Source organism: Mangrovibacillus sp. Mu-81 (genome assembly GCF_036867415.1).
Lineage (GTDB): Bacteria > Bacillota > Bacilli > Bacillales > Bacillaceae_B > Rossellomorea.
Map to the genome: position 1 here is coordinate 129,370 of NZ_JBAJHU010000007.1, position 22,657 is coordinate 152,026.

Genomic DNA, 22,657 nt, shown 5'->3' on the forward strand with positions numbered 1-22,657 from the left:
GGGATGTTTGATAGGATTTCTTACAAGGATGGGGACGACTCTATGCTTTTGAAGCAAATGAGCCGTCCCCATGTTTTTTTACTATCAATTTTTTTCGTCCCCAGATCTCTATTTTACAAGATCACTCGTCTTTCAGTCCATTCAAATTATAGCGGCGCATTCTGATGAATTTGACGGTATTGACAACGATGGTCTTGGCAACCGCATAAGTTGGAATGGCCAGGATCATACCGAGTATGCCTGCGAGATTGCCTGCCACCAGTAACAGGATGATGATGGTGGCAGGATGGGTGTCAAGGCTTTTCCCAAGGATAAGCGGTGATAGTACATTACCTTCAATTTGCTGGGCAATCAGGATGACGATCACGACCAGGAGAGCCTTAGTCGGTGAATCGAACAGTGCAATGATGACAGCAGGGGCCGCTCCAAGGAAGGGTCCAAGGTAAGGAATGATATTCGTGACTGCCCCGATCAATGCCATGACCAATGCATATGGAAGACCGATGATCAAGTAACCGATGAATGTCAGGGTACCTACGAATAATGCCACGAGAAGCTGCCCCTGGATGTAGGATGCAAGCGTATTATTGGTATCATGCAGCGTCTCTAATCCTTCTTCGCGGTATGCTTCGGGCATGAACCTCGCGATGGCGTTCGGCAGTTTGTGTCCATCTTTGAACATGAAGAATAGCAGGAATGGAACCGTAACAATGGTAATCGCTATACTTGTCAGAATGCCGAACGCCCCTGTAATGGCCGTAGTGATCGTATCAGGCAGCGTATTTGCATATTCGCCCAGCCGTTTCTCTATATCCTCAAGCGGGACATAGTCCTGATTCATCATCCACTTGAACTGTTCAGTCTCGGACAGATACATGATGAAATCGCGCGTCTGCCTTACATAGTCAGGTACATCATTGATAAGACCTGTAACCTGACGGCTGATGACAGGTGCGATATTACCGATGATCAAACTGATCGCACCGATAATCAGCCCGTATAAGACGAGGATGGCCACTGTCCTTGGCAGTCTTGCTTTTTCCAATAAATTCACCAAAGGATTCAACAAAAAATAGAAGAATCCGGCGATGATGATCGGAAAGAAGATCGTTGAAAACAGGACTCCGATCGGTTGGAATAAAAATGGTACTTTCGTTGCTACATAAATAATGGTCAATATTATCAGAATTTGCAGGCTCCATTTGTAAAGTTTGTCCTTCTTTGCCAATCGTTTCACCCCTTCTTATGTATGAAATAAGCAACCGGTCTTATACCAGTTGCTGTCTTCGATCTTTATTGCTTCGTTACTTCTAAATAGCGAAGCTGGATACCATCTTTCTCAATGACTTTGAAACGGTACCCCTCTTCTTCAATGAAGCTCCCGATCTTAGCGTTCAGTTTATGTGTCATGAACCAGCCGCCAATCGTGTCGATGTCGAGTTCTCCAATGTCGATCGATGTATTCAGAAGAGCGTTGACCTCACTGATAAGAACTTTTGAATCCAGCAGGTAGTGACCATCTTTCAACTTCCTGATTTCTGCCACTTCATCCTCATCAAACTCATCGCGGATCTCACCGACAATTTCTTCCAGGATGTCTTCTACTGTCACAATTCCTGACGTTCCTCCGTATTCATCGACAAGAACAGCGATATGGACACGCTCTTTTTGCATTTTCACCAGCAGGTCATGAATCGGAATCGTTTCTATAACCGTTATGATCGGATTGATGAAGGAACGCAAAGTAAAATCCCCCTGGTCCGGATCATTGACCATGGTCTCTGTCAGGAGTTCCTTCATATTAACGAATCCTTTAATATTATCTTTATCCCCGTCAACGACAGGGTAACGGGTAAAGTTCTCTTTTCTTATTATATCCATGATTTCCTGGAGATTAACCTCAATGGAAAGGGAAACGATTTCTTTGCGCGGTACCATAATTTCCTTGGCGATCCGCTCGTCAAATTCAAAAATATTATTGACGTACTTCAACTCGTTCTTATTGATTTCCCCGCTTTTGTAGCTCTCAGACAGAAGGATCCTGATTTCCTCTTCGGTATGGACCTCTTCATGCTCAGATGCAGGCTTCAGTCCGAAGACACCGACGAAGATACGCGCAGAGCCGTTCAGGAACCATATGAATGGGTACATGATCTTGTAAAACCAAATAATCGGACCTGCGAATAACAGTGTGACGGCTTCGGCTTTCTGGATCGCTACTGTTTTCGGAGCAAGTTCCCCTACTACTACGTGCAGGAATGTCACAAGGGCAAAAGCGATCCCGAAGGACAGGATTTGAGTGACCGCTTCATTTAGCTCAAAATAAGCAAATAGCGGGTGGAGTATCTTCTCCACTGTCGGTTCCCCCAGCCATCCCAGGCCAAGTGCCGTGATTGTGATACCAAGCTGGCACGCTGATAAATACTCATCAAGATGAGACACGACTTTCTTAGCGGCGATCGACCCTTTTTTACCTTCGGCGATGAGCTGATCAATCTTGGATGAGCGCACCTTTACAATAGCAAATTCAGTGGCCACGAAAAATGCGGTTAAAGCAATCAATAATACAATTAAGATTAAATTTACAGACGTTGTCAATTAGCAGCCTTATACAAAGATAAGGCTTACACCTCCATCATGATTAGTTTCATTCACAAAGTGAACGGCTGGATTGATGAAAGCGTGCATGACTCTCTTGAAGGGATTCCATAGAACCTGACCTGAGAAGCAATACGTACAGCTTTCAACAGTCCGGATTGATCCATTGAACCATTTGTTACACAACATATATTTACTGATTCGCTTCTCAGCTTCTCTGTCCCATTTTCATCCCCCCAAGCAGAAAAAAATAATATAAATCGATTTTACTTAATTATAAGTATGGAATCAAATAATCTGAAAATCTTTTTTTCTAGTATGTCACAGTCATTGTATAGGATTCCATTTTTTTCAAAACATAAAAATCAAATATCTGTTAATAGGAATATCTATTAACACTTATTCAATCGTCGTTTGGTGCTTATTCCCCGCCATTCCGGTTTAAAAACATATATGACACCATTCCCAATAAGAGAATCTTGTTCTGTTCAGAAAGACGATCGGACATCTCAATGATATCGTTATAAACACCGCGGAAGATCGTTGTGTATTCATGAGGGAATCTCCCATTATAGAAGTGTGCCCAAAGGTGACCGTTACCATCATGAAGGGTGAAGTCACCTGTGAAGCCGGAGCTTTTGACTTTTAGAAGTAAATCTCCTTCATTACTCCTCAGTTCCCCTTTTATATGAACCAGGCTCTTGAAATCTTCCTGGATGTATGACCCGGCCGGTTCCCCGCCAGGACCGAAGATTTCCACTATACTTTGTTTGAAGCCTTTTCGAACGCATTTAAATACAACATTCCCCTTGCTTGAGGTGAAGACGATTTCAATCGGGAAAAATGTGATCAAAGAAGTCTTATAAAAGATGACCGGGTAAGCCCACCAGGGAACCTTTTTCAAATGGACTGTGCCTATGAAACTACCGGTCTTTTCGAATACAAGCAGTCTTGGCAGCCAGGAAGCGTCCTTTTTTATCACAATATGATTCAGATCCACAATGTCTGCCTTTGATTCAGGAATGGCTGCATCCTTTACTTTGTTGAAATTACGCCGGCTGGCGATTGCCATTCCAAGCATCATAAATGAAGGTAATAACAGCAGAACCGACTCCATCCATTGCTCAGCCGAATCGGGTTTGGTCATCGCAACAAACCCGCCTCCAAACATCAGGAGGGCGATGAATACGATACTGGCAGCCTTTTCCCTTCGTTTGTACATATTTGCAATCATAATAGATCCTCAACATAAAAGATAATCCGGTTCGTAACAGGATCGGTCATTCTTAGCTCAATCAGTGAAATCATGCGATGGCACTCCTTTATTCACTAGTTTCATATGTACAACTTTCTATAAATCTTCTACATACCCCTTGTACTCACTACCCGCCAGTATCTCCCCGGCATCCATATCTGTCCATTCATTTATCGGCATATCTCCATTGTCTTTTAGGTAACTCTGCAAAATAAGAAAGCCCATCCGGTAGTTAGTCCACTTTGGAATGTTCATGGAGGCATATCCACTTTCCCACACATAGTAAATCTCGAACTGAGACGTACTGCCGTAATCTTTTAATAGAGAAAAAGAAACTTCAAGCCCCTTATCATCGCCCTTTTTAGTCCAAGGGACTTCAACTCCCCTCAAAAACGACAAAGTCCAACAAAGAATCATAACCTAAACCGGCCTCCATCAGTACCGAATGGTGGTATTCATGCGCAGTCGTATACGACTGCCTTCCAACTTGATAAGAAGGGGCAAGCATGAGCAAAATCACGTTATCATCCAATGTCCAAGCCGCGAAGCCACCCATGCCCTTCATCGTGGCTTCAGGATTGACCGGCAGGATATAGACGGTTATGTCCCCACCCTCAAAAATCTTGATGATAAACCGTCACTGACCATGATATCCCCATCAAAGTTCTTTAAAATCCCGGACAGAATCTTCATTAATGTCGACTTCCCGGCCCCATTTGGGCCCACCAATCCATAGCAGCTTTTCTTCTTCAATTGTAAATTGAATACCGCTCAGTGCTAAGTTCGATCCATATCGCTTACTGACGTTGACAACTTCAATCAAAGCACGCACTCATTTCATCACTTGGAATTTAATAAAAGTATTACGGTTTACTGGATATACGAATAGTGCATGGCAAAAGTTTCAAGCAAGCAGTATTTTTACTTATTCTTGAGAACAACCATTGATTTTTGCCTTAATTCAAATTTCCAAACACGATTATGTTAAAATTAAGTACACATTCATCAGAATAGGAGAATGACCATGAAAAAAACGTTAGATCACATCGGCGTAGCCGTCAGAAATATAGAAGACACCATTCAATTCTATGAAAATGTACTCGGGGCAACCCTGATCGACAGATACAGAAGTGATGCTAAAGGCGTCGAAAGCGAAATCGCAATTATGGAAGTGGAAGGTGCAAGGACAGAATTGCTTGCCCCGACGAATAATGTGACATCGCCTATTGCCCGCTTTATCAAACAAAAAGGGAAAGGTGTGCATCATATCGCTTACCGTGTAAATAACTTGGATGCTGCGATGAAAGAATTGGAACAGCTGGGAATTCGAGTTCTACAGGACAGTCTCCGAATCAATAAGCACGGAAGGCGATTGATTTATTTAAATCCTGCTGATACGGAAGGCACGATTGTGGAATATTGTGATTATCCGGATTTGTCATGATGTGAAAACAGGTTTAAGGAATGGTTTGCTTGATTTCATTCCGTACCTTGTCTTAATCATAATAACCAATCCCCTAACAGCGTTTCACCATCGTCTCTACCATCAACTTCATGAAGGAAACTGTCCTCTGATCTTCATTCCCTAATTCTCTCTGAATCCATTGAAACTCATCTTTTAAAAGAATCGCAATGCATTGAGCAGCCCTATTGTGTTGAGACGGCGTCATCAATTCGTAAATTTCAAGGATTTTATCCTGTTTCTCATTAGGCAAATCCCTATGGATGGTTTTTAATCCAAGGAGGGCTCGTTCACTTGCATACCCCGCCAACAGGATCGTCGCTACATTCCTCATAGAATGACGCAGCATTTCAGTAGCCCACGTATGATTTCCTCTGTCTGCTGCTTTATTATGTTGAAACAGAAACCAAGAGGCGTCCAGCACACAGTTCCGGAAATCTTCATTGGTAATCGTCAGATGTTGAACTGCATTATATTTTTCCATGAGGTTGTCTGGATCATAGAGGACCTTGAAGAAATCCTTCTGTTGTATCGTTTTTTCCGTCACGGTGAACAAGTCGATATGAAGCCAATCATCATAGATTGCAATAATTTGTGGAGCAATGATGAAAATATCATCGTAGAATATTAAGTCTTTATAAGCTTTGAGGTGATCGAGCCGCCTACCCAGAAAAGCCTTCTCCTCACCTTCTTCTACCAGGCAATAGAGATCTATATCAGAATACTGATCATGCTCACTTCTCCCCATTGATCCCTTCAAGAAGATACTCAGGACACTTGGGTCCCCTTTTAAACTGACAGCCACTTTTTCTACCGCGATTTCCTGCCTCATTTCCCTTCTCCCCTCTGTTCATAATAAATATCATGCCATTATACCAATTATTGGTTACGTTTCATAGATGTGAGAGAAATAGATTAATATAAAAGGATTTATGGATATTTATGTTAAAATTAGAAGGAAAACCAGAAACGAGATGATGGTTCATGCTGAACTTTGATTGTCTGAATGAAATAACAGACATACAAAAATGGCAAGAAGCGTATACAGTGGAAATTGACAAACTCGATCAACTGTACCAAGAAGAAGAGCGTTTATATTATGAGATGTATTCAGAAGGAAAACAGTCTAACAGACTAGGTGAAATTACCACATTAAAGTATGAGTTAATGACAAATGAAAGACTTCTTGCAACATTGTCATCATGGAGAAAGAAGCTTTGGGAGGATGAAATTTGGAATAGGAGACTGGATGTATTTATATCCAAAATGAAACTTGAATCGCTGGATAGTCACCCGGAAGTTATAGAGATCCAGCAAAAATTACAAAAAAACTTAATGGAATACACGGTTGATTTAAATGGGAAAGAATATAATCTTGGTTTGGTTCATTCAAATATTATGGAGAATCCCGACAGGGAGCTTAGGAAGAAGCTGTTCCTTGAAGCGAAGAAAATCGGCAGAAATAATGAATCGTTATTTAGAATATTGATCCAAACCAGAAACAAATTAGCAAGAGCCCAGGGGTATACGGACTACTATCATTTCAGGTGCAGCATAAAGGAAATGAACATGAAAACATTCTTTAAGGAAATGAAAGAGTTAATCAAACATTCAGAAGAAACAATAGCTGAGTGGGATCAAAGAATTATCGAGAAGTTTGGATGGGAAAAGATTCATCATTATGACCAATATTTTTCAGCTTTTCATTTCAATACAATTCATAGCACTGCTTTTACCTCAGATCGTATGGAAGAGGTGCTAAGCGATATAGTGAATGGCCTTGGACTCTCTATGGATCAGTTACCGGTAAAGATTGAGTGCATGGAGATACCCTATGGCGGTTTCTGCATAAATATCAATCCGGACGATCTTCGTCTGATTGTGAATAAACGAGATTCCTATTCAGTTTTCTTGTCAGGAATACATGAATTGGGTCATGTACTTGATGGGCATTTCAGTTCATATCATTATCCTGAACTTTACCGCTTCTATTCATCCATAGCCGCAGAAACAGTCGCAGAATTATTCCAAACCATAATGACGGACCATGATTTTCTAAAAAAGAATTTTGACATACACGATGACGTATTTTCGCAAATAAAAGAAATCAATCAATTAACAGATATCACAATGTTAAAAATGAATTATTATTACAGTCTTGTGGAATTCGAATTATATAATGCTCCCGAGCGACCTATGCAAGATATAGCAAATGAGTCATACCGAACTGTATTCGGGTATGAGGGAGAAACATTCCATCCTGCCAGTGAGATGTTTTATATTGAAAACCCGGCATTTTTCCAAGATTACAATTATGCTTTGGCGATTCGGGACATGATCCGTGACAAATTCCAGGTAACAAGCATCTATAAAGAAACTTACTTATTTCAAGAGCTTATTAAAACGTTCATTAAACCAAACCAGCAATACACTTGGAATCAACGCTTAGAAAAGCTTTGTGGTGAACCTCATACCTTCGCGTATTTGAGGAATTCATTGGGAAGTGTGACAAATCAATAACTGCCAATCTATTTAGCATACTCAGACCAAAACGATATGGACAAATCCAACTCATTGCAGTAATGAATAATAATAGCGTGCATCCTGAAATGCAGCGGTCACATCAATGGATGTGACTATGCTGTTGTAAAATGCGATACCTGCTAATGAAGCAATGATAATGAGATGGCTTCCTTTAAACATTTGTTTATTTTTCTTAAAAATAACGAGTGTCGTAATCAATACGAGCAAGAAGTAGACGGCCGAAATGATTAATTCAAACAGGTGTAAATTGATATCTTCGACAGAATTTCTAAAACGTTCCAGTTCTATTTCATTTCCTTTGGTCTCTTTAATAACCATAAGATGATCTTGATGTCCGACACTCCAGGTAAAAGAGTTATTATCTTTTATTACGGAATATTGGTAGCCTCCAGCTTTTTGTGAGGCTACTACAAATGGGGCAGCCGCAAACGTTTTAGGCATGAGTAAGACAGATGCCATCATGAATAATATTATCATTTTAGTTTTCACATACTTCGGCTCCATCCTTATCTAACTATAATTCATTTGTACACTTTCATGAGAGATTAATGCTAAGCGAGATAAGTCAATTCATCTTAATAATAATACTCCCACTGAATCATTATTGTATCATGATTTTGGATTATAAGTTCTTTGAATCAACAAACTTCCCCACTATTTCGAAAATTGCATATCTAATAATCACAGGGAAGTCCCCCATTTTTTCGGTCATGATGTTTTTGATTAAGCTTTCCTTTTATGAAATAATAAAAACTTATTCAACAAATTTCATTGAAGATATTACTACTATATTAATTCCCCCCGGACGATGGAGGTATCATTTTGTTCGCAAAGCTTACCAGATTAAAATTACAAAAAACGTCAATTAAACAACTTTTCTTCTACATAATCCTCACACTTAGTGCTACCACTTCACTATATTTCGTTTTTCATAATCATGACTTCTATGATCGCCCAATTGCGGAAGTGATCAATACTAAGACAGAGAAGACAACTGAAATGACTGACATGAACGGAAATAATGATCGGCAGTACTTCCAGAAAATCGTTGCCGAGATGAAAAACGGAGAGTATAGCGGTTTCGAAATTCAATTAACTAATGAGTATTCAGACTCCGGTGCATATGATCAAGAGTATCAGCCTGGGGACGAATTATTCGTTTCGGTTGACGATCTAAAGGATGATAACAAAGTTCTGACCGGCTACATAGAAGACGTTAAGCGGGATAAATACCTGATGATCATCGGTTGGGTTTTTATTCTCCTCTTATTGTTTGTAGGTAAGAAACAGGGGTTATTCTCCTTGATCACTCTGGGCGTGAACTCCATCATATTGTCTTATGCATTGGACATTTACCTGAGATCCGAGGGTATCAGCCTAATGATTGTATGCGGTATCGGCGTCATATTTTTTACCGCCATATCTCTGTTATTGGTGAATGGCTTTAATGAAAAGACTTATGCCGCAGTGGCGGCGACGCTGATTGTCACATTCACGACACTATTGATCAGCTTTATCGTTGTGAAGGCAACCTCCGGAAATGGGCTCAAATATGAGGAAATGCAATTTTTAACCCGTCCGTATGAAATGGTGTTCATGGCGGGAATCCTGGTAGGCTGTTTAGGTGCAGTGATGGATGTGGCGATTACACTATCCTCCTCCATCTTCGGTTTGTATGAGAAGGATCCCGCAATTTCCATTAAAGCCTTAAGAAAGTCAGGGTTTGATATAGGCAAGGATATTATGGGGACGATGACGAACATCCTATTTTTCGTTTATATAAGCGGTGCCATCCCCATGCTCATATTATTTTTTAAAAATGCTTCACCACTTGGTTTCACACTATCCATGAACCTTTCACTGGAAATGGCAAGGGCTTTGACCGGCGGTATCGGCATAACACTGGCAATCCCGATCGGCATCTATACTTCCATCTTTTTTGTCAATCGAAAGAGGGCTGGACAATGACTGTACAACTGTGGCTTGCAGCCATTCTTTTCATATTAATGGTAGGAATCGGAGGGAAAAAGGGAGCAAGGTCCTTTGTTGCCTTATTCCTGAACTTCGGGGTGCTCCTTTTAGCCATCATCCTGATGAATGATCCACACATGAATCCAATCATCCTGACGCTATTCGCATGCGTCCTGATCAGTTGTATTTCCCTGTTTTTCATCAGTGAAATCAATATCAAGACGGTGACCGCTTTCATTTCCACAATCATCACTACCGGTGCATTGCTTTTCTTCATTCTGATGTTGACCGACATGGCTATGATCCAGGGCTTCAGCGAGGAAGAAATCGAAGAAATCGGTGCGTTTTCCCTTTTTGTTGGAGTGGATTTTGTGAAAATCGGTGCAGCTATGATCATCATGAGTACGATCGGCGCTATCATTGATTTATCGATTTCCATTTCATCCCCGATGCGCGAAATCTATTTTCACAATCCATCAATCAGCAGAAAAGACCTTTTCATATCTGGACTGAGTATCGGAAGGGATATCCTCGGGACTAGCACCAATACATTGTTCTTTGCCTTCTTCGGAGGATACATGGCCCTTCTGATCTGGTTTAAGGACTTGTCCTATTCCATAGGAGAAATCGTCAATTCCAAGGTATTCAGTTCGGAAATGATCTTTATTGGATCTGCCGGCATCGGGGTAGCATTGGCAATACCGGTCACTTCTTGGATCACGGCTTATTACTTGGTAAAGAAGCGTTCTGGATAGCAGGGACGCCTCTGCAGTAATGGCTGAATGCTGCACTGATCAATACACCCTAAATAATGTCATCTGGACAAGGATAAAAATTAAAAAGTGACGGTTCTCTTCAGCAGAAGAACCGTCTTAACGCCTCATTCCCAAAGACCACCAAAATACTTCCGCCCCTGCTCCGCGTACTCAGCAGTCATCGCATCGGCTTTCGTTTCATGGATAGTACCTTTCGGATGTTGAGGCGGTGCATAGATCGAGTATAGCTTCAGTTGCTCATTACCGGTATTGGTGAGGTTATGCCACGTCCCAGCTGGTATCACAATCGCGAAATCTTCCTCCACGTAACGCTTGTATCTCAAGTTATTCTCGCCATCTCCCATCTGAACAAAACCCTGCCCTTGTTCGATACGAAGGAATTGATCAAGCTCAGGATGCACTTCAAGTCCAATATCTTCGCCGACATTGATGCTCATCAACGTTACTTGCAGATGTTCGCCGGTCCAGATTGCTGTACGAAATGTATTGTTTTGCACTGTCGCGTCGTCTATGTTCACTGTGAACGGCTCAGGTCCGAAATCCAGTCGATTCCCCCCCGTTGTTCCCATGTGGCTTAACTGCTTTGCATGTTCCCATTCCCTCTTGCAGGCTTCCGAAAACACTTCATAAATCTCAGGATGCTGGGTGATCAAGGTGCCCACCCTGTAGTGTTCATAGCTCTCCAATTCTGCTTCATAACCTTTTTCTAAGCCATCCTGATAGCTTTGAAAAGGAATTTGCACAAACTGATACGTAGGCTGCACACCCGTCATTAAAGTGTAAAAATTCGTCAATTGCACCCACTGTTCTCTTTCGTTTTCAGCTATCTGAACAAGCTGATTTCTGTGCTCTTCATCTGGCGCTGCATGGGCTAGCCGGCTGTAAAAATCAACTGCAGAAGCCTTGCCTATGATACCTTGGAGGAGGATCTCCGCTGTCTGCTGATGGCTTCCCTGACCTGCCGCCATAAAGTTCAGGTGGTTTTGATTCAAGTAAGTATGATATGGATCATGCATCTTCACTCATCCCTTTCAAATTTCCACTCGATATCATATGCTGAACTTGGGCAGATGTGCTATTGCTAAAAATCGAAAATCGTCCATCTGTGCAATAAAGACACTGATGGACGGTTTCATTATATGATCTCTTTCTCATTCTTTGCCTCCGACACTGGAAAGGACAAAATAATTGAGGTTCCTTTATGTTTTCTGCTCAAAACTTTCACCACCCCGTTCATTCCATCGACCAATTGAAAGACGGTCATCATTCCAAGACCCGTCCCATTCTTTCCTTTTAGTGAAAAGTAAGGTTCTCCGAGTCTGGTGACTTGTTCCTCGGTCATCCCGATTCCGTTGTCAGTGACAACAATATACAGCCTGCCATCTTCTTCATAGCTGATGATTTTCAACGTCCCTCCTGATTCCATTGCTTCGATTCCGTTTTTCATGACATTGATCAGAACCTGCTGCAGCTTGTTGGGATCGCCTTTAATCAAGCGATGATGTAAGAGTTCTGCTTCCACAATGATGCTTTTCTTGGTTGCAAGCGGCATGATGATTTCTTTTGACCTCTTGATTTCTCCAGTTACATCGACATCGATTTCCATTTCGGGATGAGGTTTGGCGAAGTTCAGGTATTGATTGATGACTTCAGTCGCCCGGTCGATTTCGCTGACCGCTATTTTTGAAAGCTCTGTGTTGGTTGGCGCATCCGATGGATTCTCGTTGATCAATTGCAGAAATCCTTTCACTGTAGTCAACGGATTCCTTACCTCATGGCTCATACTCGCGGCCAAGTGGCTGACAACTTGCATCTTTTCGTATTTAATCGATTCTAATTGAAGAATATAAGTGGTCCGTATCATTTCACACAAGTAAAACACAAAGAACGTGGAAGCTGTCAAAGTGGCTGAATAGATAAAGAATGAAGAGTAATCACTGAACCCAAAGAACAACGAGGGCATCAAGAAACCGAGTATCGAATAACAGAATGAGAAAAACGTAAACCAGTAAACCCTTCTCACCCAAGGTTTTGCAGCCAGTTTGGGGGACAAATAATAAATAGCAAGACATGATACGAATGTGAGCGCCACCGTAATAATGAATCCGGAGCCCATGAACGGCAAACGCACCGCGATCATTGTCACCGCAAGCCACGGAAGCACCTTTCTCCCTCCATATATTCCACCCAATAGAAAAGGGATGAATCGTAAATCATAGATAAATCCGTCGTTGAATTCAACGGACAATAAGAGACTCAAAAATATCAGGAAGGTAGCAATAATAAACACCGGAAACGATTTAATCTGTACTTTATAGACTCTTTTATTTGATAAATGATAGAAGTTTACTAATAATATGATGATTAGTATGACAAGAAGGTTGATCAGTAAACCGTTTAATAACTCTGAATGGCTCATGGGAATGCCTCCGTTATTTCAGGTCAGAATAAATTCGAAATGTAATACAATCAATATCAATTACTATTATAACGGAGATTCAATAGTTTAGTAGCGTAACTTTTGTGAGAAGCCCGTTCCTCTAAACTTTGCGGCATTTTCGCACTGGGATAATCCTTTGATCTAATCTGTTTTTCCTCCTGCCGGCAGCCATAGGCTGACTGATGTGCCCCATCCCGCTTTACTTTTCACGACCATTTCCCCACCGTAGTCTTTAATTAGCTTGAAACAGATAGTGAGACCGATTCCTGTCCCTTTTTCTTTATTAGTAAAATAAGGTTCCCCTATGCGGGAAAGTCGTTCCTTGGTGATCCCTTTCCCATTATCTGTAATACTGATGCGAATCTTCCCATCAACAGCATCCAGCTTAATTTTAATTGCACCTTTTTGTGAGAGTGCTTCGAGGCTGTTCTTAAGGATGTTGATCACCACTTGTTTGAAGTGAGATTTCGACATTGCGGCCAATGCGGTTGATTGCAGTCTGCTGGTGATTATTATTTCTTTATTCTGCTCAAGTGATGCTCCCTGAAATAGTTTGGATACATTCATAACTTCCTGGTAAACATCGGCGTTAAGGTCCTCCTGGTCTATTTCTGTTGATGCCTTGGCTTCAGGTTTTGCCAGGAGGAGGAGTTCTTTCAGTACCTCATTGATGCGGTCGATTTCCTCGAGAACAATTTTTTTATACTCACCATTTGGATTTTTTTCTTTTGAAAGCTGCATGAAGCCTCTTACCGTCGTTAATGGGTTGCGGATTTCGTGGGCGATGCTGGCAGCAAGCTCACCGATGACCTTTGACTTTTCTGAAGAAAGCTGCAGAAGTTCATTTTCTTTTTGATTGGTATAATCGATTCCATAGAAAAGGGTATATTCTTCCTCGTTTTTATAAGCGAGAAACTTGAAACCGAACTGTATGTAATGAACCACCCCATCCATCAAGCTGATTTTCTGAAGTTTGCCTGTTTCGAACTTCTCATCATTCCTTCCCTTCAAAAGGATAGAGAAATCCTGTCCGATCACTTCTTCTCTGGTAATTGACAGGAGCGTGCACATGGATGTATTGACTTTGATGATTTCATTGGCTTTATTCAAGACGACCAGGTAGTTCGGATTGATGTTCATAACTTCTTCCATCAGATCACTTTGCTTTTCAAGATTTTGATTTGCAAGATTCAGCCTTTGTGATTGCATCTGAAAGAAACCAAGGAATAAAATGATGGCAACCAGTATCGAATTGAAGCTGGACACGTACAAAGGAATCACACCGAACCCGCTGATCACCCCATTGATGAATACAAACACGGCTCCAAGCGCAAGCTTCGTGAAGAATAGCTTATAGAAAGCGTTCTTGAGCTTTGAAGTAAGAATTAGGATGAACAATGTATGGATGAAAACAAAGACGATATTAATTAAAAATGTAGAATTCAATTCTCCGTATTCCGGTATAAGATGGGAAGGTGAAAAGGCAGTCTCCGGAATTACAGAATACGAGACGATTCCGATGCTCGTGAAATTGATGACATAAACAATCAAGCTGAATACACATACAACAACAAGCCCTGCTTTGGTGAAAATTTTCCTGAAGGCCCCCAATTCCTTATTTATTTTGATGATAAGGTAAGCAAAATAATACATAAGAGGCATAATCATAATCGGTCCGATCCTGAATAGACGGAATGCTCCATCAATGACTTCTTCCGACATGAAATCATTTGCATAAAGGAATGCAATATCGATTTGCCAAAAGCATAAAAGCACTAGAAAAATGGACAATCCATTGGTTATTTCGCTTTTCGAATAATATAATAATGATCCTGATATAATCACTGGAATCAACGATATCGCAATTAATAGAACAAATTCCATCTATCTCTCTCCCTTATTTACCATCATGCAGCTGTTGATTCCCCCATACCCCTGGGATGTGATCAATACACGCTCGACGTCTTCGTTTCTGGTTTCTTTCACAACCAACAGTCCGTCGATGGATTTCTGCCCGTATCCGATAACAGGAGGTATGAACTGACTTTCTATACTAATAAGGCTTGATATGAGTTGAAACATTCCGGAAGCACCCATTGCATGACCGACCATCCCTTTAATGGAGGTAATCGGGATATTCTCATTCAAAAACTTCTCTTTATATATATCGGATTCGAGCTGATCATTTTGACTGATCCCCAACGCCTGACTGTTTATGTATGTGGGCATTCCCTCCAACAGGCAATGGTCAACGGCTTCCCTTAGCTTTATTCCGGATGAATCTGATTTATATGGAGAAACGGCATCCTGGTTTGTCATAGCCAATCCGATTTCCCCGCGTATTACACCACCGCGCCGCTTGGCGACTTCTTTCCTTTCCATCACCAATACCCCTGCCCCCTCAGACATTGAAAATCCTTTTCCTCCTGAGAAAGGGCCACATGTGCAGGATTCATCCGCACTACCTAAAACGTGTAACCGGGAAAAACCTTCGAAGACAACATCTTCCAAGGTAGAATCCGCTCCACCCGCTAAACAAATATCCAACTGACCGGAATCAATCAGCATCTTCGCAAGATTGACTGCATCCAAAGCCGAAGTACAACTGTTATTCAATGTATAAGATAGACCGTTTATATGAAAAGCCGCGCATATACTTGAAGCAAGGGTATAGGCATTCATGTTCCCTATGGCAAATGGATGATTTTTCCCATTTGCTGAAGTAAGTATATCAGAAATCGCCCCTCCGGAGGAACCGACGACCACACCAACCCGCAATCCCTCCCTGGGAAGCTCTGACATGGCAACAGCTTCACTGGCAGCATGCAGCAGCATCTTCGCTGTCTTCGGCAGCCTTTTGGAAAAAGATAAGAGTCCATCGAAAATAAGATCATTTTCGGACACTCTTCCTATATAAAGCTGCCTTCTATGAATCTCTTCCTTTTTCAGAACATTTCTCTTATGGAGTAAAATATCCTTAAATTGATCTGTATCGGACATCCCCGGGCCAATGATCCCATACCCCGTTATGACAACATTCCCCATCTAACCCCTACTCTCTCCCTGTTTCTACTATTAGTTTACTGCTATTTCCGACAAAACTATATACCTATTTTTCCAGGGAACACAAATACCCCTTCCGGAGAATGTTAACTACCTTGCTGACAATCTCGGGACGGGTATTTGTGTACTGGCAAGTTTCAGACAAAGAAACAGCGGGAATATGATTCTTATTAACAACTATTTAAATATCATTGGCTAGGAGGAACTTCAATGCTTGGAACAACAGGATTCTCTTTATTTCTCATTCTTCCTTTGATCTTGATTTTAATTCTTATTGGGGTAACGATAAAGTTTTTCAAGTATAAATCGAAGAAGGATAAGGACTTTTGATTGGTCCTGCATACTTTAAGAGGACAGGTCAGCATGCAAGTCAGCCGGGTGATCTGTCCTCCTTTTATTATTGAAAAATTGTGTTCTATAAAGATGGGGGTGGGTCAGGCAACGTATTTGCAAGAATTATATAAATCAGTATATTCGCGGGCAAAATAATGAATAAAATTCTGACCATGAAAGAAGAGACACCGAAGTACTCAGCAATCCCTCCACACACACCGGAAATCGACTTATCGGCGGTTGATTTTCTTAGTTTTTTGTTTATATTGATTCCCCCTTAGCTTCTCCTATTTTCAATCTGTTATCGATATACTGACTAAATGTAAAGAGTTCCTTTTTGGTGAATTGAACAGAACCTTTCTCACCACAATAAATGGTCATAACGCTCTTAATGGTCCTTTGTATCTCATCAGGTAATCCTGACAGACCCCACGTACCCGCTTCATGCTTTGATACAATCATTTCGCTTTTAACGTATAGATAAACTCTCATCATATTTAAAACACAATAAATTGGATCCTCTTCAATCTTTTCTAAACATTCTAAGTAATCTCCTTTAATAGAAGAAAGGTAATCCTGTTCTGGAATGAGAGGAAACACGTCAACTATTGGTTTCCCTTCGATACAAATCCCTCGATGATTTGTGATCATGATGTGTGCAGCCAAATCAGAATCGTGCTGTATCTGTTCATTTATATATAAATTTGCACTTTTTGACATATCATTTTTGTATCGTTCTCTCCAAAATTCACTGTAATGAAATTCATAATAGAGAGGGTGAATCCAATTCCCAATATGTTTTTCATTCAGGAAACTTATTTCTACAGGATACGGATTGGCAGAGTAATGTAAAAAGAACTTTGCCAGCTCTCTTTTTGTCTGAACACTAATGGATTCGCTAGTGACAACCAATATGTCTATGTCACTCCGGCTCGGATTATACCCTCCCATGGCTAATGAGCCGTGCAAATAAAAACCTACAAAATCGTCATTTAACAAATTTTTGATACCATTCAGTAAATTCAGAACAAAATCTTTCACTTTAATTGGACAATCTAGCCAATTGTATGGCATTTTGCAAACCTCTTTCTGACCATGCTATATTATCTGATTTAGTTATGGCCGGTTAAACGCTGTGGCAGATATTTTCTGCTAAATCTTTTTCACAAGAATTTTAAATCCTTTCACTGAATATATTAATGCAATGACGTGCCTTTGGAATTATAAATTCTCAATAGGAACCCCTGCTTCGATGTAACTTCTGATCAGCTGCCATTCGTTTTCAACCGATTTCTTGAATGTGTCAAAGAATATATTCGCTGTTTCTAGGGTTTTTCCTTCAATGATGATGGTTGCTGAGAGTATGGCAAGCATTTCATTTTCTCTTAGAGTGATGATGGAGACTTCGTTAATTTCCCATTGTGCTCTGTTTTCCTTTATAAAATTAAACCCTTGTTTCCAGCCATTTATCGATTCTTCATAACCAAAGTCAACTATGTCACCGCCGGTGATCTCCCTGGCTTGATAATCATTGGATATGAACTTTTCCATACTCATTATTGATGACTGTTTCCAGGCATCAATAAATGTATCGAGAAACGGCCTGAATGTGTCGTGGTTCATACTTCCCCCCTTAAAATACTCTATTCCATTCACCCTCATCACATTTTTCTCGCTTTAATAATCATTGTAGTAGGAAATTTCTTTGCCTTGTATAAAGAGTAATAGCGATCAGAGACTTCTGCTTCCATTGCTTGATGGATTTCTGAGACATCGCTTTCTATGACCGATTCAATCGAGAACCCCGCTTGAATCAATTCGTTGATGTATGTGCTCATTTTTCGTTTTGGAATGACTACGGGGGCATCTTCACCTTTGAAGTTGGGGTAGGTTGTCACTCCTTCCTTTTGGTAGGATCCGTCAAGGCGAATTTCACCATTGTCACTTTTCATATGGGGGTACAAGGGATGATCCCAGCTGAAGATGAAATACCCGCCTGGCTTTAAATATGAGTGAATCAGTCGGTATGTACAAGATAAATCGGTTGTCCAGCCTACTGCGTAGATAGAATACACCACGTCGAAATACGACTTTGACAGACCTATGTCCTTTTCCATTGGAGCGCAATACAGTTTGTGACTATGTTCTTTCAGCGTTTCTTTCGCCGCTGCGATTTGATTAGAAGACAAATCGACACCCCATAATTCACCGGCACCCTTCTCTGCCATATACAGCAAAGAGTGTCCGCTCCCGCACCCTATTTCGAGTACTCTCTTTTCTTTTAAATCTTCAAACAGGCCTAATTCGTCTTCCGTTTGCGTAAATGGGCCGTAACTGGGCAGGGCATCAATCCCATTGAAATGATGGGCTACTTTATCCCAGCTCTTTTTGTTTTGATTTAGAATCGTTGTAGTCATATTAACCCCTCCGCCTATCATATCTGAAACTAGTATCCTAATTTTACCACAAACTCAACTAAGAAAAGGGACAGCCTTTTTCTTTTTTTAAAAGACTGTCCCTTTCTCTATTTATATATGCTCAAGAAACATGATCAATCGCTGACCCGCCAATCCCGACTTCTCTTCCAAACAGTCGAGAGTATACACCCTTGGTATTTAATAAAAGATCTGCATGTTTTCCTTGTTCAACGATTTTGCCATCTTCCAAGACCACAATTTTATCCGCAGCCAGGACGGTTGATAAACGGTGGGATACGATGATAATGGTTTGATTTCTCCCTGCTCGGAGCACTGTCTCATTGATCTTAGTTTCAGTGATAGGATCGAGAGCGGAACTTGCTTCGTCAAGGATGAGAATCGGTGAACCTTTAAGGATCGCCCTTGCCAGTGACAGCCGTTGCTTTTGCCCGCCTGAAAAGAGACTTCCCCTTTCACCCACCTCGGTGTCGAGCCCTTTCGGCAGGGTTTCGATCAGGTCACCGAGTCCGCTGTCATTCAATGCTTTCATGCATTCCTCATCGGTTGCATCGCGTTTGCCGATTCTCAAATTATCCGCTAAGGTACCACTTCTCAATAGGACGTCCTGGGTCACAATCGCCATTTGGGAACGCAGCCAAGCAGTGTCCCATTCCCGGATGTCGCGGCCGTCTAATTCAATGGTGCCGGCACCGTTATCATAAAGCCTGAACAACAGGTCGACAATCGTGGATTTCCCTGAGCCGCTCGGGCCGACCAGCGCCAACTTGTCACCAGCATTAATGGAAAAAGAAATTCCCTTTAACACATTTTCATCCTTTCCTGGATAAGCGAACGACACGTCCTCAAGTCGAATGTTCCCATTTGCCCGGTCACCATGGAGTCCTGCTGACACCTCTGCTTCTGAAGCTTTTTCAGACAAGAGGAGTTCACTGCGGTCCAGTGCCGGCCCCGTTCTTCTGACAGACAACCAGTTTCGGAGGAGGCGCTGCATTTCATTCGCAGCGATGGTCACAAGCCCTCCAGCTGTCAGCATCTGTCCGCTTGTCAGGCCTTGATTCCAAATTAAAAGAGTACTGATCAGATAAACAAGTCCGAGTGCAAAACCGTTATAACTTGCAATGACAACAACCGACTGCATCCGTGCCTTCAGTTCCTTGATAGAGTGCTCGACGAATTTGTCGCGGATCGAAATGACACTATCAACCTCACTATCAGAGACCCCCATCACACGTGATAAATGAACACCTGTCACAGATTCTCTCAATCTCTCTAGATATCTCGATGCTTCTTTTCTGGCATCTGCTGAAGCAGACCTCGTTCGTGCTCCTACATAATTAGAAGTCCAGTAAAATAACACACCGAGAACAACGCTGGTAATCATCAGATACGGATGGATCCACAGGAGTACCAGGCTGTAAATGAATACACCTTGCACACTAGCCATGAAGGTAGATCCTTCCCAGGCAAGGAAGTTGTGGAGTGTATCCGGATCATCAGACACCCTCGCAAGCATTTCCCCTGTGGAATTGTTATGGTAAAACGAATACGGCAGAATCTGGAGGTGACGGAAAAGACGCAGCTTCTGCCAATTGGTCACGGTCTTCGCTGTCTGATGACAGAAATATTCATCGATGACCATCATGACCAGATCAAGTACGGCAGATAGAATCAAGAGCCACATTAATCCCCATAGCCAGTTATAATTTTCATTGGGTATGATCGTATCAACAAGCCAGCTAAGAGCGAGCGTCGGGATCAGCGCAGAAAACACCTGGCTGATGGCGATGACGATCGAGTCTGCGATTACCCATTTTTTATATGGTCGCAAAAAGGAAAGTACCCTTCTGCCGTCACGATTGTTCTGTTTGGAGACCGCATTCACATTCATCCGATCATCTCCTTTTCTAGCTCGCTGTATTGTGCTTTATATAGTTCATAGTACTTCCCTCTCTGTAGGAGCAGTTCCTCATGTGTTCCTTTTTCAGCCACTGTTCCCTGATCAAGAAGGATAATCAAATCTGCGTTTCTGACCGTCACTAGCCGGTGCGCGATCGTGATCGTCGTCCTGCCGGGAATCATTTGTTCAAGGGACGCCTGCACCCGTTCTTCCGTTTCACCATCCAGTGATGAGGTCGCTTCATCAAAAATCAATACTGATGGCTGTCTTAGGATCGCGCGGGCAAGTGCCACCCGCTGCCTTTGCCCTCCAGAAAGCTTCAAGCCCCTCTCGCCGACAATCGTTTCATACCCTTCTTCAAGTGAATTGATCAATTCCTTTAACCCAGCCGCATCCACAGCCCGGTCCAGTTCATCAATCGTCGCATCAGATTTTCCATATAAGAGGTTTAGGCGCAGAGTGCTGTTTAATAGAAACGTTTCCTGGGATACAACGCCGACCTGCTTTCTAAAGCTGTTTCGATTATATTCAAATAGATTCTTATCATCGATTAGAACTGAACCTTGCTGAGGTTCATACAATCCGAGTAAAAGCTGGACGAGCGTGCTTTTACCGCCTCCGCTCGTACCTACGATCCCGATGTGGTCACCCTCTTTAAGAGATAAGGAAACACCTTTCAGAATCTGCTTATCAGTTCCCGGATAAGCAAACCAGAGATTCTCAAGTTGGATTTTCCCATTTACTTCATCAATAGAAGGAAGCTTAAGATCATGTTCCTCAGGCAGATCAAAATATTCATAGATTCGCTGCAGCGCAGGAATCGCCTGCTGAATCGTCAAAGCATGCTCTGCCATCGAACGGACGGGCAGGAACATGATGGGAATGAAACTAAGACATGCAACGAGCGTACCGATTGTGATCTTCCCGTCCCAGATGGCCATTCCGCCAATCAGCATCACGACACCGGGAGCAGCAATATTGAATAAGTTTCCAAGGCGCCAATTGACCTTGCCGATCAATGCCGCACGGATCGAGAACGTTTTCCAACCCGTCAACTTCTTTTCCTGGGTTCTCAATTCTTGATCCTGAGTTTGATAGGTCCTCACTAAACGGACGCTCTCTATACTTTCCTGGAGGTGCTGATACATATCTGCACTCATCTCGCGCTGGACCGCACTCATCTTCCGCATCTTTTTACCGAGCGTAAAGGACGGGACGATATAGATGGCAAACACCGCAAACATCACGACCGCCGCCGGCCAGAATAATACAATTACAGTAGAGAACGCGGCAGCCGCTCCAACGACTTGCTGCAGGATACGCGGCACAACCGTATTATTCAAGTTCTGAATCGACTCGACATCATGCGTCAGACGGAATAACATATCCCCCCTCGGTGTCTTCGAAAAAAACGACATTGGCGTCCGGTGCAGCCTGCTGAACGCACGAATCTGCATATCCGTAATCACATCCAGCCCGATTTTCACCTGCACATATTCCTGCATCGTCTCAAACAGGGATTTCCCGAGGTATGCACCAAGGATCCCCCCGACCACCCAGAACAGAAAATTCAAGTCTCCTCCAACGATTACATCATCAACCAGCCGCTTTACAAGAATGGATGGCACAACTGTAAAAAGACCGCCTATAACGGAAAAGACAAGTGCAACAAGCAGCATTCTCCAGTACGGTTTAAAATGGTTTATAGTAGTCTTTAATAAATTCATGTTGATCCCCCTCACAAGATTCAATTTTATACCAATAAATGAAAATATTCACTAAAAACTGAATTAATTATAGTCATGAACAATAATAGTTATTTTCAGTGTGCCTGTGCTAATCAATCCGCTCACTGGCTATATTTTTTATATTATCCAATA

Annotated in this window: 22 protein-coding genes; 4 read left to right on the forward strand and 18 right to left on the reverse strand. The window is 42.0% G+C overall.

Annotated features, from left to right (window positions below; genetic code table 11):
• Positions 1-121 precede the first annotated feature (121 nt).
• From V6B33_RS15075 to V6B33_RS22085, 6 genes are all read right to left on the reverse strand, one after another.
• Positions 122-1,228, reverse strand: coding sequence for an AI-2E family transporter (locus V6B33_RS15075; protein WP_334218576.1), 1,107 nt, complete (start codon positions 1,226-1,228; stop codon positions 122-124).
• A gap of 65 nt (positions 1,229-1,293) precedes the next feature.
• Positions 1,294-2,598 (reverse strand): hemolysin family protein, encoded by a 1,305-nt coding sequence (locus V6B33_RS15080; RefSeq protein WP_334218577.1) that lies wholly within the window; start codon positions 2,596-2,598, stop codon positions 1,294-1,296.
• A gap of 421 nt (positions 2,599-3,019) precedes the next feature.
• On the reverse strand, positions 3,020-3,832 hold the full coding sequence (locus tag V6B33_RS15085; RefSeq protein ID WP_334218578.1) for a hypothetical protein: 813 nt from the start codon (positions 3,830-3,832) through the stop codon (positions 3,020-3,022).
• Between the two features lie 117 nt (positions 3,833-3,949).
• Positions 3,950-4,270, reverse strand: a complete 321-nt coding sequence (locus V6B33_RS15090) for a DUF2268 domain-containing putative Zn-dependent protease (protein ID WP_334218579.1) — start codon at positions 4,268-4,270, stop codon at positions 3,950-3,952.
• Complete coding sequence (locus V6B33_RS22080) at positions 4,230-4,484, reverse strand: DUF2268 domain-containing putative Zn-dependent protease (RefSeq protein ID WP_442915543.1); 255 nt, start codon at positions 4,482-4,484, stop codon at positions 4,230-4,232. Before V6B33_RS22080 ends, V6B33_RS15090 begins: the two co-directional genes overlap by 41 nt.
• Complete coding sequence (locus tag V6B33_RS22085) at positions 4,454-4,579, reverse strand: ATP-binding cassette domain-containing protein (protein ID WP_442915542.1); 126 nt, start codon at positions 4,577-4,579, stop codon at positions 4,454-4,456. Before V6B33_RS22085 ends, V6B33_RS22080 begins: the two co-directional genes overlap by 31 nt.
• A 298-nt stretch (positions 4,580-4,877) precedes the next feature.
• Here V6B33_RS22085 and V6B33_RS15100 point away from each other — a divergent pair, with 298 nt between their 5' ends.
• Entirely contained in the window at positions 4,878-5,297 is a 420-nt protein-coding gene (locus V6B33_RS15100) for a VOC family protein (RefSeq protein ID WP_334218581.1), read from the forward strand.
• 73 nt (positions 5,298-5,370) lie between these two features.
• On the opposite strand, the gene V6B33_RS15105 is transcribed toward V6B33_RS15100, so the two are convergent.
• A complete protein-coding gene (locus tag V6B33_RS15105) occupies positions 5,371-6,147 on the reverse strand; it encodes a nucleotidyltransferase domain-containing protein (RefSeq protein WP_334218582.1) in 777 nt (258 codons plus the stop codon).
• A 152-nt stretch (positions 6,148-6,299) separates the two neighbouring features.
• Between V6B33_RS15105 and V6B33_RS15110 the strand changes: the two genes are divergently transcribed.
• Positions 6,300-7,835, forward strand: a complete 1,536-nt coding sequence (locus tag V6B33_RS15110) for a hypothetical protein (protein ID WP_334218583.1) — start codon at positions 6,300-6,302, stop codon at positions 7,833-7,835.
• A 51-nt stretch (positions 7,836-7,886) separates the two neighbouring features.
• Here V6B33_RS15110 and V6B33_RS15115 read toward each other — a convergent pair whose 3' ends face one another.
• Positions 7,887-8,348, reverse strand: coding sequence for a hypothetical protein (locus V6B33_RS15115; protein ID WP_334218584.1), 462 nt, complete (start codon positions 8,346-8,348; stop codon positions 7,887-7,889).
• A 333-nt stretch (positions 8,349-8,681) separates the two neighbouring features.
• Between V6B33_RS15115 and V6B33_RS15120 the strand changes: the two genes are divergently transcribed.
• Positions 8,682-9,827 carry a YibE/F family protein gene (locus tag V6B33_RS15120; RefSeq protein WP_334218585.1) on the forward strand — a complete coding sequence of 382 codons (1,146 nt, stop codon included), beginning with the start codon at positions 8,682-8,684 and terminating at the stop codon, positions 9,825-9,827.
• Positions 9,824-10,585 (forward strand): YibE/F family protein, encoded by a 762-nt coding sequence (locus V6B33_RS15125; RefSeq protein ID WP_334218586.1) that lies wholly within the window; start codon positions 9,824-9,826, stop codon positions 10,583-10,585. The genes V6B33_RS15120 and V6B33_RS15125 overlap by 4 nt, the downstream gene beginning before the upstream one ends.
• A 125-nt stretch (positions 10,586-10,710) precedes the next feature.
• Here the strand turns inward: V6B33_RS15125 and V6B33_RS15130 are convergent, their stop codons facing one another.
• From V6B33_RS15130 to V6B33_RS15175, 10 genes are all read right to left on the reverse strand, one after another.
• A complete protein-coding gene (locus V6B33_RS15130) occupies positions 10,711-11,622 on the reverse strand; it encodes a cupin domain-containing protein (protein WP_334218587.1) in 912 nt (303 codons plus the stop codon).
• A 119-nt stretch (positions 11,623-11,741) separates the two neighbouring features.
• Positions 11,742-13,025 carry a HAMP domain-containing sensor histidine kinase gene (locus V6B33_RS15135; protein ID WP_334218588.1) on the reverse strand — a complete coding sequence of 428 codons (1,284 nt, stop codon included), beginning with the start codon at positions 13,023-13,025 and terminating at the stop codon, positions 11,742-11,744.
• A gap of 162 nt (positions 13,026-13,187) precedes the next feature.
• A complete protein-coding gene (locus V6B33_RS15140) occupies positions 13,188-14,930 on the reverse strand; it encodes an ATP-binding protein (protein ID WP_334218589.1) in 1,743 nt (580 codons plus the stop codon).
• On the reverse strand, positions 14,931-16,091 hold the full coding sequence (locus V6B33_RS15145; protein ID WP_334218590.1) for a beta-ketoacyl synthase N-terminal-like domain-containing protein: 1,161 nt from the start codon (positions 16,089-16,091) through the stop codon (positions 14,931-14,933).
• Between the two features lie 433 nt (positions 16,092-16,524).
• Positions 16,525-16,713, reverse strand: coding sequence for a PspC domain-containing protein (locus tag V6B33_RS15150; protein WP_334218648.1), 189 nt, complete (start codon positions 16,711-16,713; stop codon positions 16,525-16,527).
• Entirely contained in the window at positions 16,704-17,516 is an 813-nt protein-coding gene (locus tag V6B33_RS15155) for an aminoglycoside adenylyltransferase domain-containing protein (RefSeq protein ID WP_334218591.1), read from the reverse strand. Before V6B33_RS15155 ends, V6B33_RS15150 begins: the two co-directional genes overlap by 10 nt.
• A 147-nt stretch (positions 17,517-17,663) precedes the next feature.
• Complete coding sequence (locus V6B33_RS15160) at positions 17,664-18,065, reverse strand: flavoprotein (RefSeq protein WP_334218592.1); 402 nt, start codon at positions 18,063-18,065, stop codon at positions 17,664-17,666.
• A gap of 38 nt (positions 18,066-18,103) precedes the next feature.
• Positions 18,104-18,859, reverse strand: a complete 756-nt coding sequence (locus tag V6B33_RS15165) for a class I SAM-dependent methyltransferase (RefSeq protein ID WP_334218593.1) — start codon at positions 18,857-18,859, stop codon at positions 18,104-18,106.
• A 121-nt stretch (positions 18,860-18,980) separates the two neighbouring features.
• On the reverse strand, positions 18,981-20,768 hold the full coding sequence (locus V6B33_RS15170; protein ID WP_334218594.1) for an ABC transporter ATP-binding protein: 1,788 nt from the start codon (positions 20,766-20,768) through the stop codon (positions 18,981-18,983).
• On the reverse strand, positions 20,765-22,504 hold the full coding sequence (locus tag V6B33_RS15175; protein ID WP_334218595.1) for an ABC transporter ATP-binding protein: 1,740 nt from the start codon (positions 22,502-22,504) through the stop codon (positions 20,765-20,767). The genes V6B33_RS15170 and V6B33_RS15175 overlap by 4 nt, the downstream gene beginning before the upstream one ends.
• Positions 22,505-22,657: the final 153 nt, after the last annotated feature.

Excerpts from the sequence above, each read along its gene's own strand:
- V6B33_RS15085 (WP_334218578.1), bottom strand. The coding sequence starts at position 3,832 with ATGATTGCAAATATGTACAAACGAAGGGAAAAGGCTGCCAGTATCGTA.
- V6B33_RS15090 (WP_334218579.1), bottom strand. The coding sequence starts at position 4,270 with ATGATTCTTTGTTGGACTTTGTCGTTTTTGAGGGGAGTTGAAGTCCCT.
- V6B33_RS15100 (WP_334218581.1), top strand. The coding sequence starts at position 4,878 with ATGAAAAAAACGTTAGATCACATCGGCGTAGCCGTCAGAAATATAGAA.
- V6B33_RS15105 (WP_334218582.1), bottom strand. The coding sequence starts at position 6,147 with ATGAGGCAGGAAATCGCGGTAGAAAAAGTGGCTGTCAGTTTAAAAGGG.
- V6B33_RS15110 (WP_334218583.1), top strand. The coding sequence starts at position 6,300 with ATGCTGAACTTTGATTGTCTGAATGAAATAACAGACATACAAAAATGG.
- V6B33_RS15125 (WP_334218586.1), top strand. The coding sequence starts at position 9,824 with ATGACTGTACAACTGTGGCTTGCAGCCATTCTTTTCATATTAATGGTA.
- V6B33_RS15130 (WP_334218587.1), bottom strand. The coding sequence starts at position 11,622 with ATGCATGATCCATATCATACTTACTTGAATCAAAACCACCTGAACTTT.
- V6B33_RS15135 (WP_334218588.1), bottom strand. The coding sequence starts at position 13,025 with ATGAGCCATTCAGAGTTATTAAACGGTTTACTGATCAACCTTCTTGTC.
- V6B33_RS15140 (WP_334218589.1), bottom strand. The coding sequence starts at position 14,930 with ATGGAATTTGTTCTATTAATTGCGATATCGTTGATTCCAGTGATTATA.
- V6B33_RS15145 (WP_334218590.1), bottom strand. The coding sequence starts at position 16,091 with ATGGGGAATGTTGTCATAACGGGGTATGGGATCATTGGCCCGGGGATG.
- V6B33_RS15155 (WP_334218591.1), bottom strand. The coding sequence starts at position 17,516 with ATGCCATACAATTGGCTAGATTGTCCAATTAAAGTGAAAGATTTTGTT.
- V6B33_RS15160 (WP_334218592.1), bottom strand. The coding sequence starts at position 18,065 with ATGAACCACGACACATTCAGGCCGTTTCTCGATACATTTATTGATGCC.
- V6B33_RS15165 (WP_334218593.1), bottom strand. The coding sequence starts at position 18,859 with ATGACTACAACGATTCTAAATCAAAACAAAAAGAGCTGGGATAAAGTA.
- V6B33_RS15170 (WP_334218594.1), bottom strand. The coding sequence starts at position 20,768 with ATGAATGTGAATGCGGTCTCCAAACAGAACAATCGTGACGGCAGAAGG.
- V6B33_RS15175 (WP_334218595.1), bottom strand. The coding sequence starts at position 22,504 with ATGAATTTATTAAAGACTACTATAAACCATTTTAAACCGTACTGGAGA.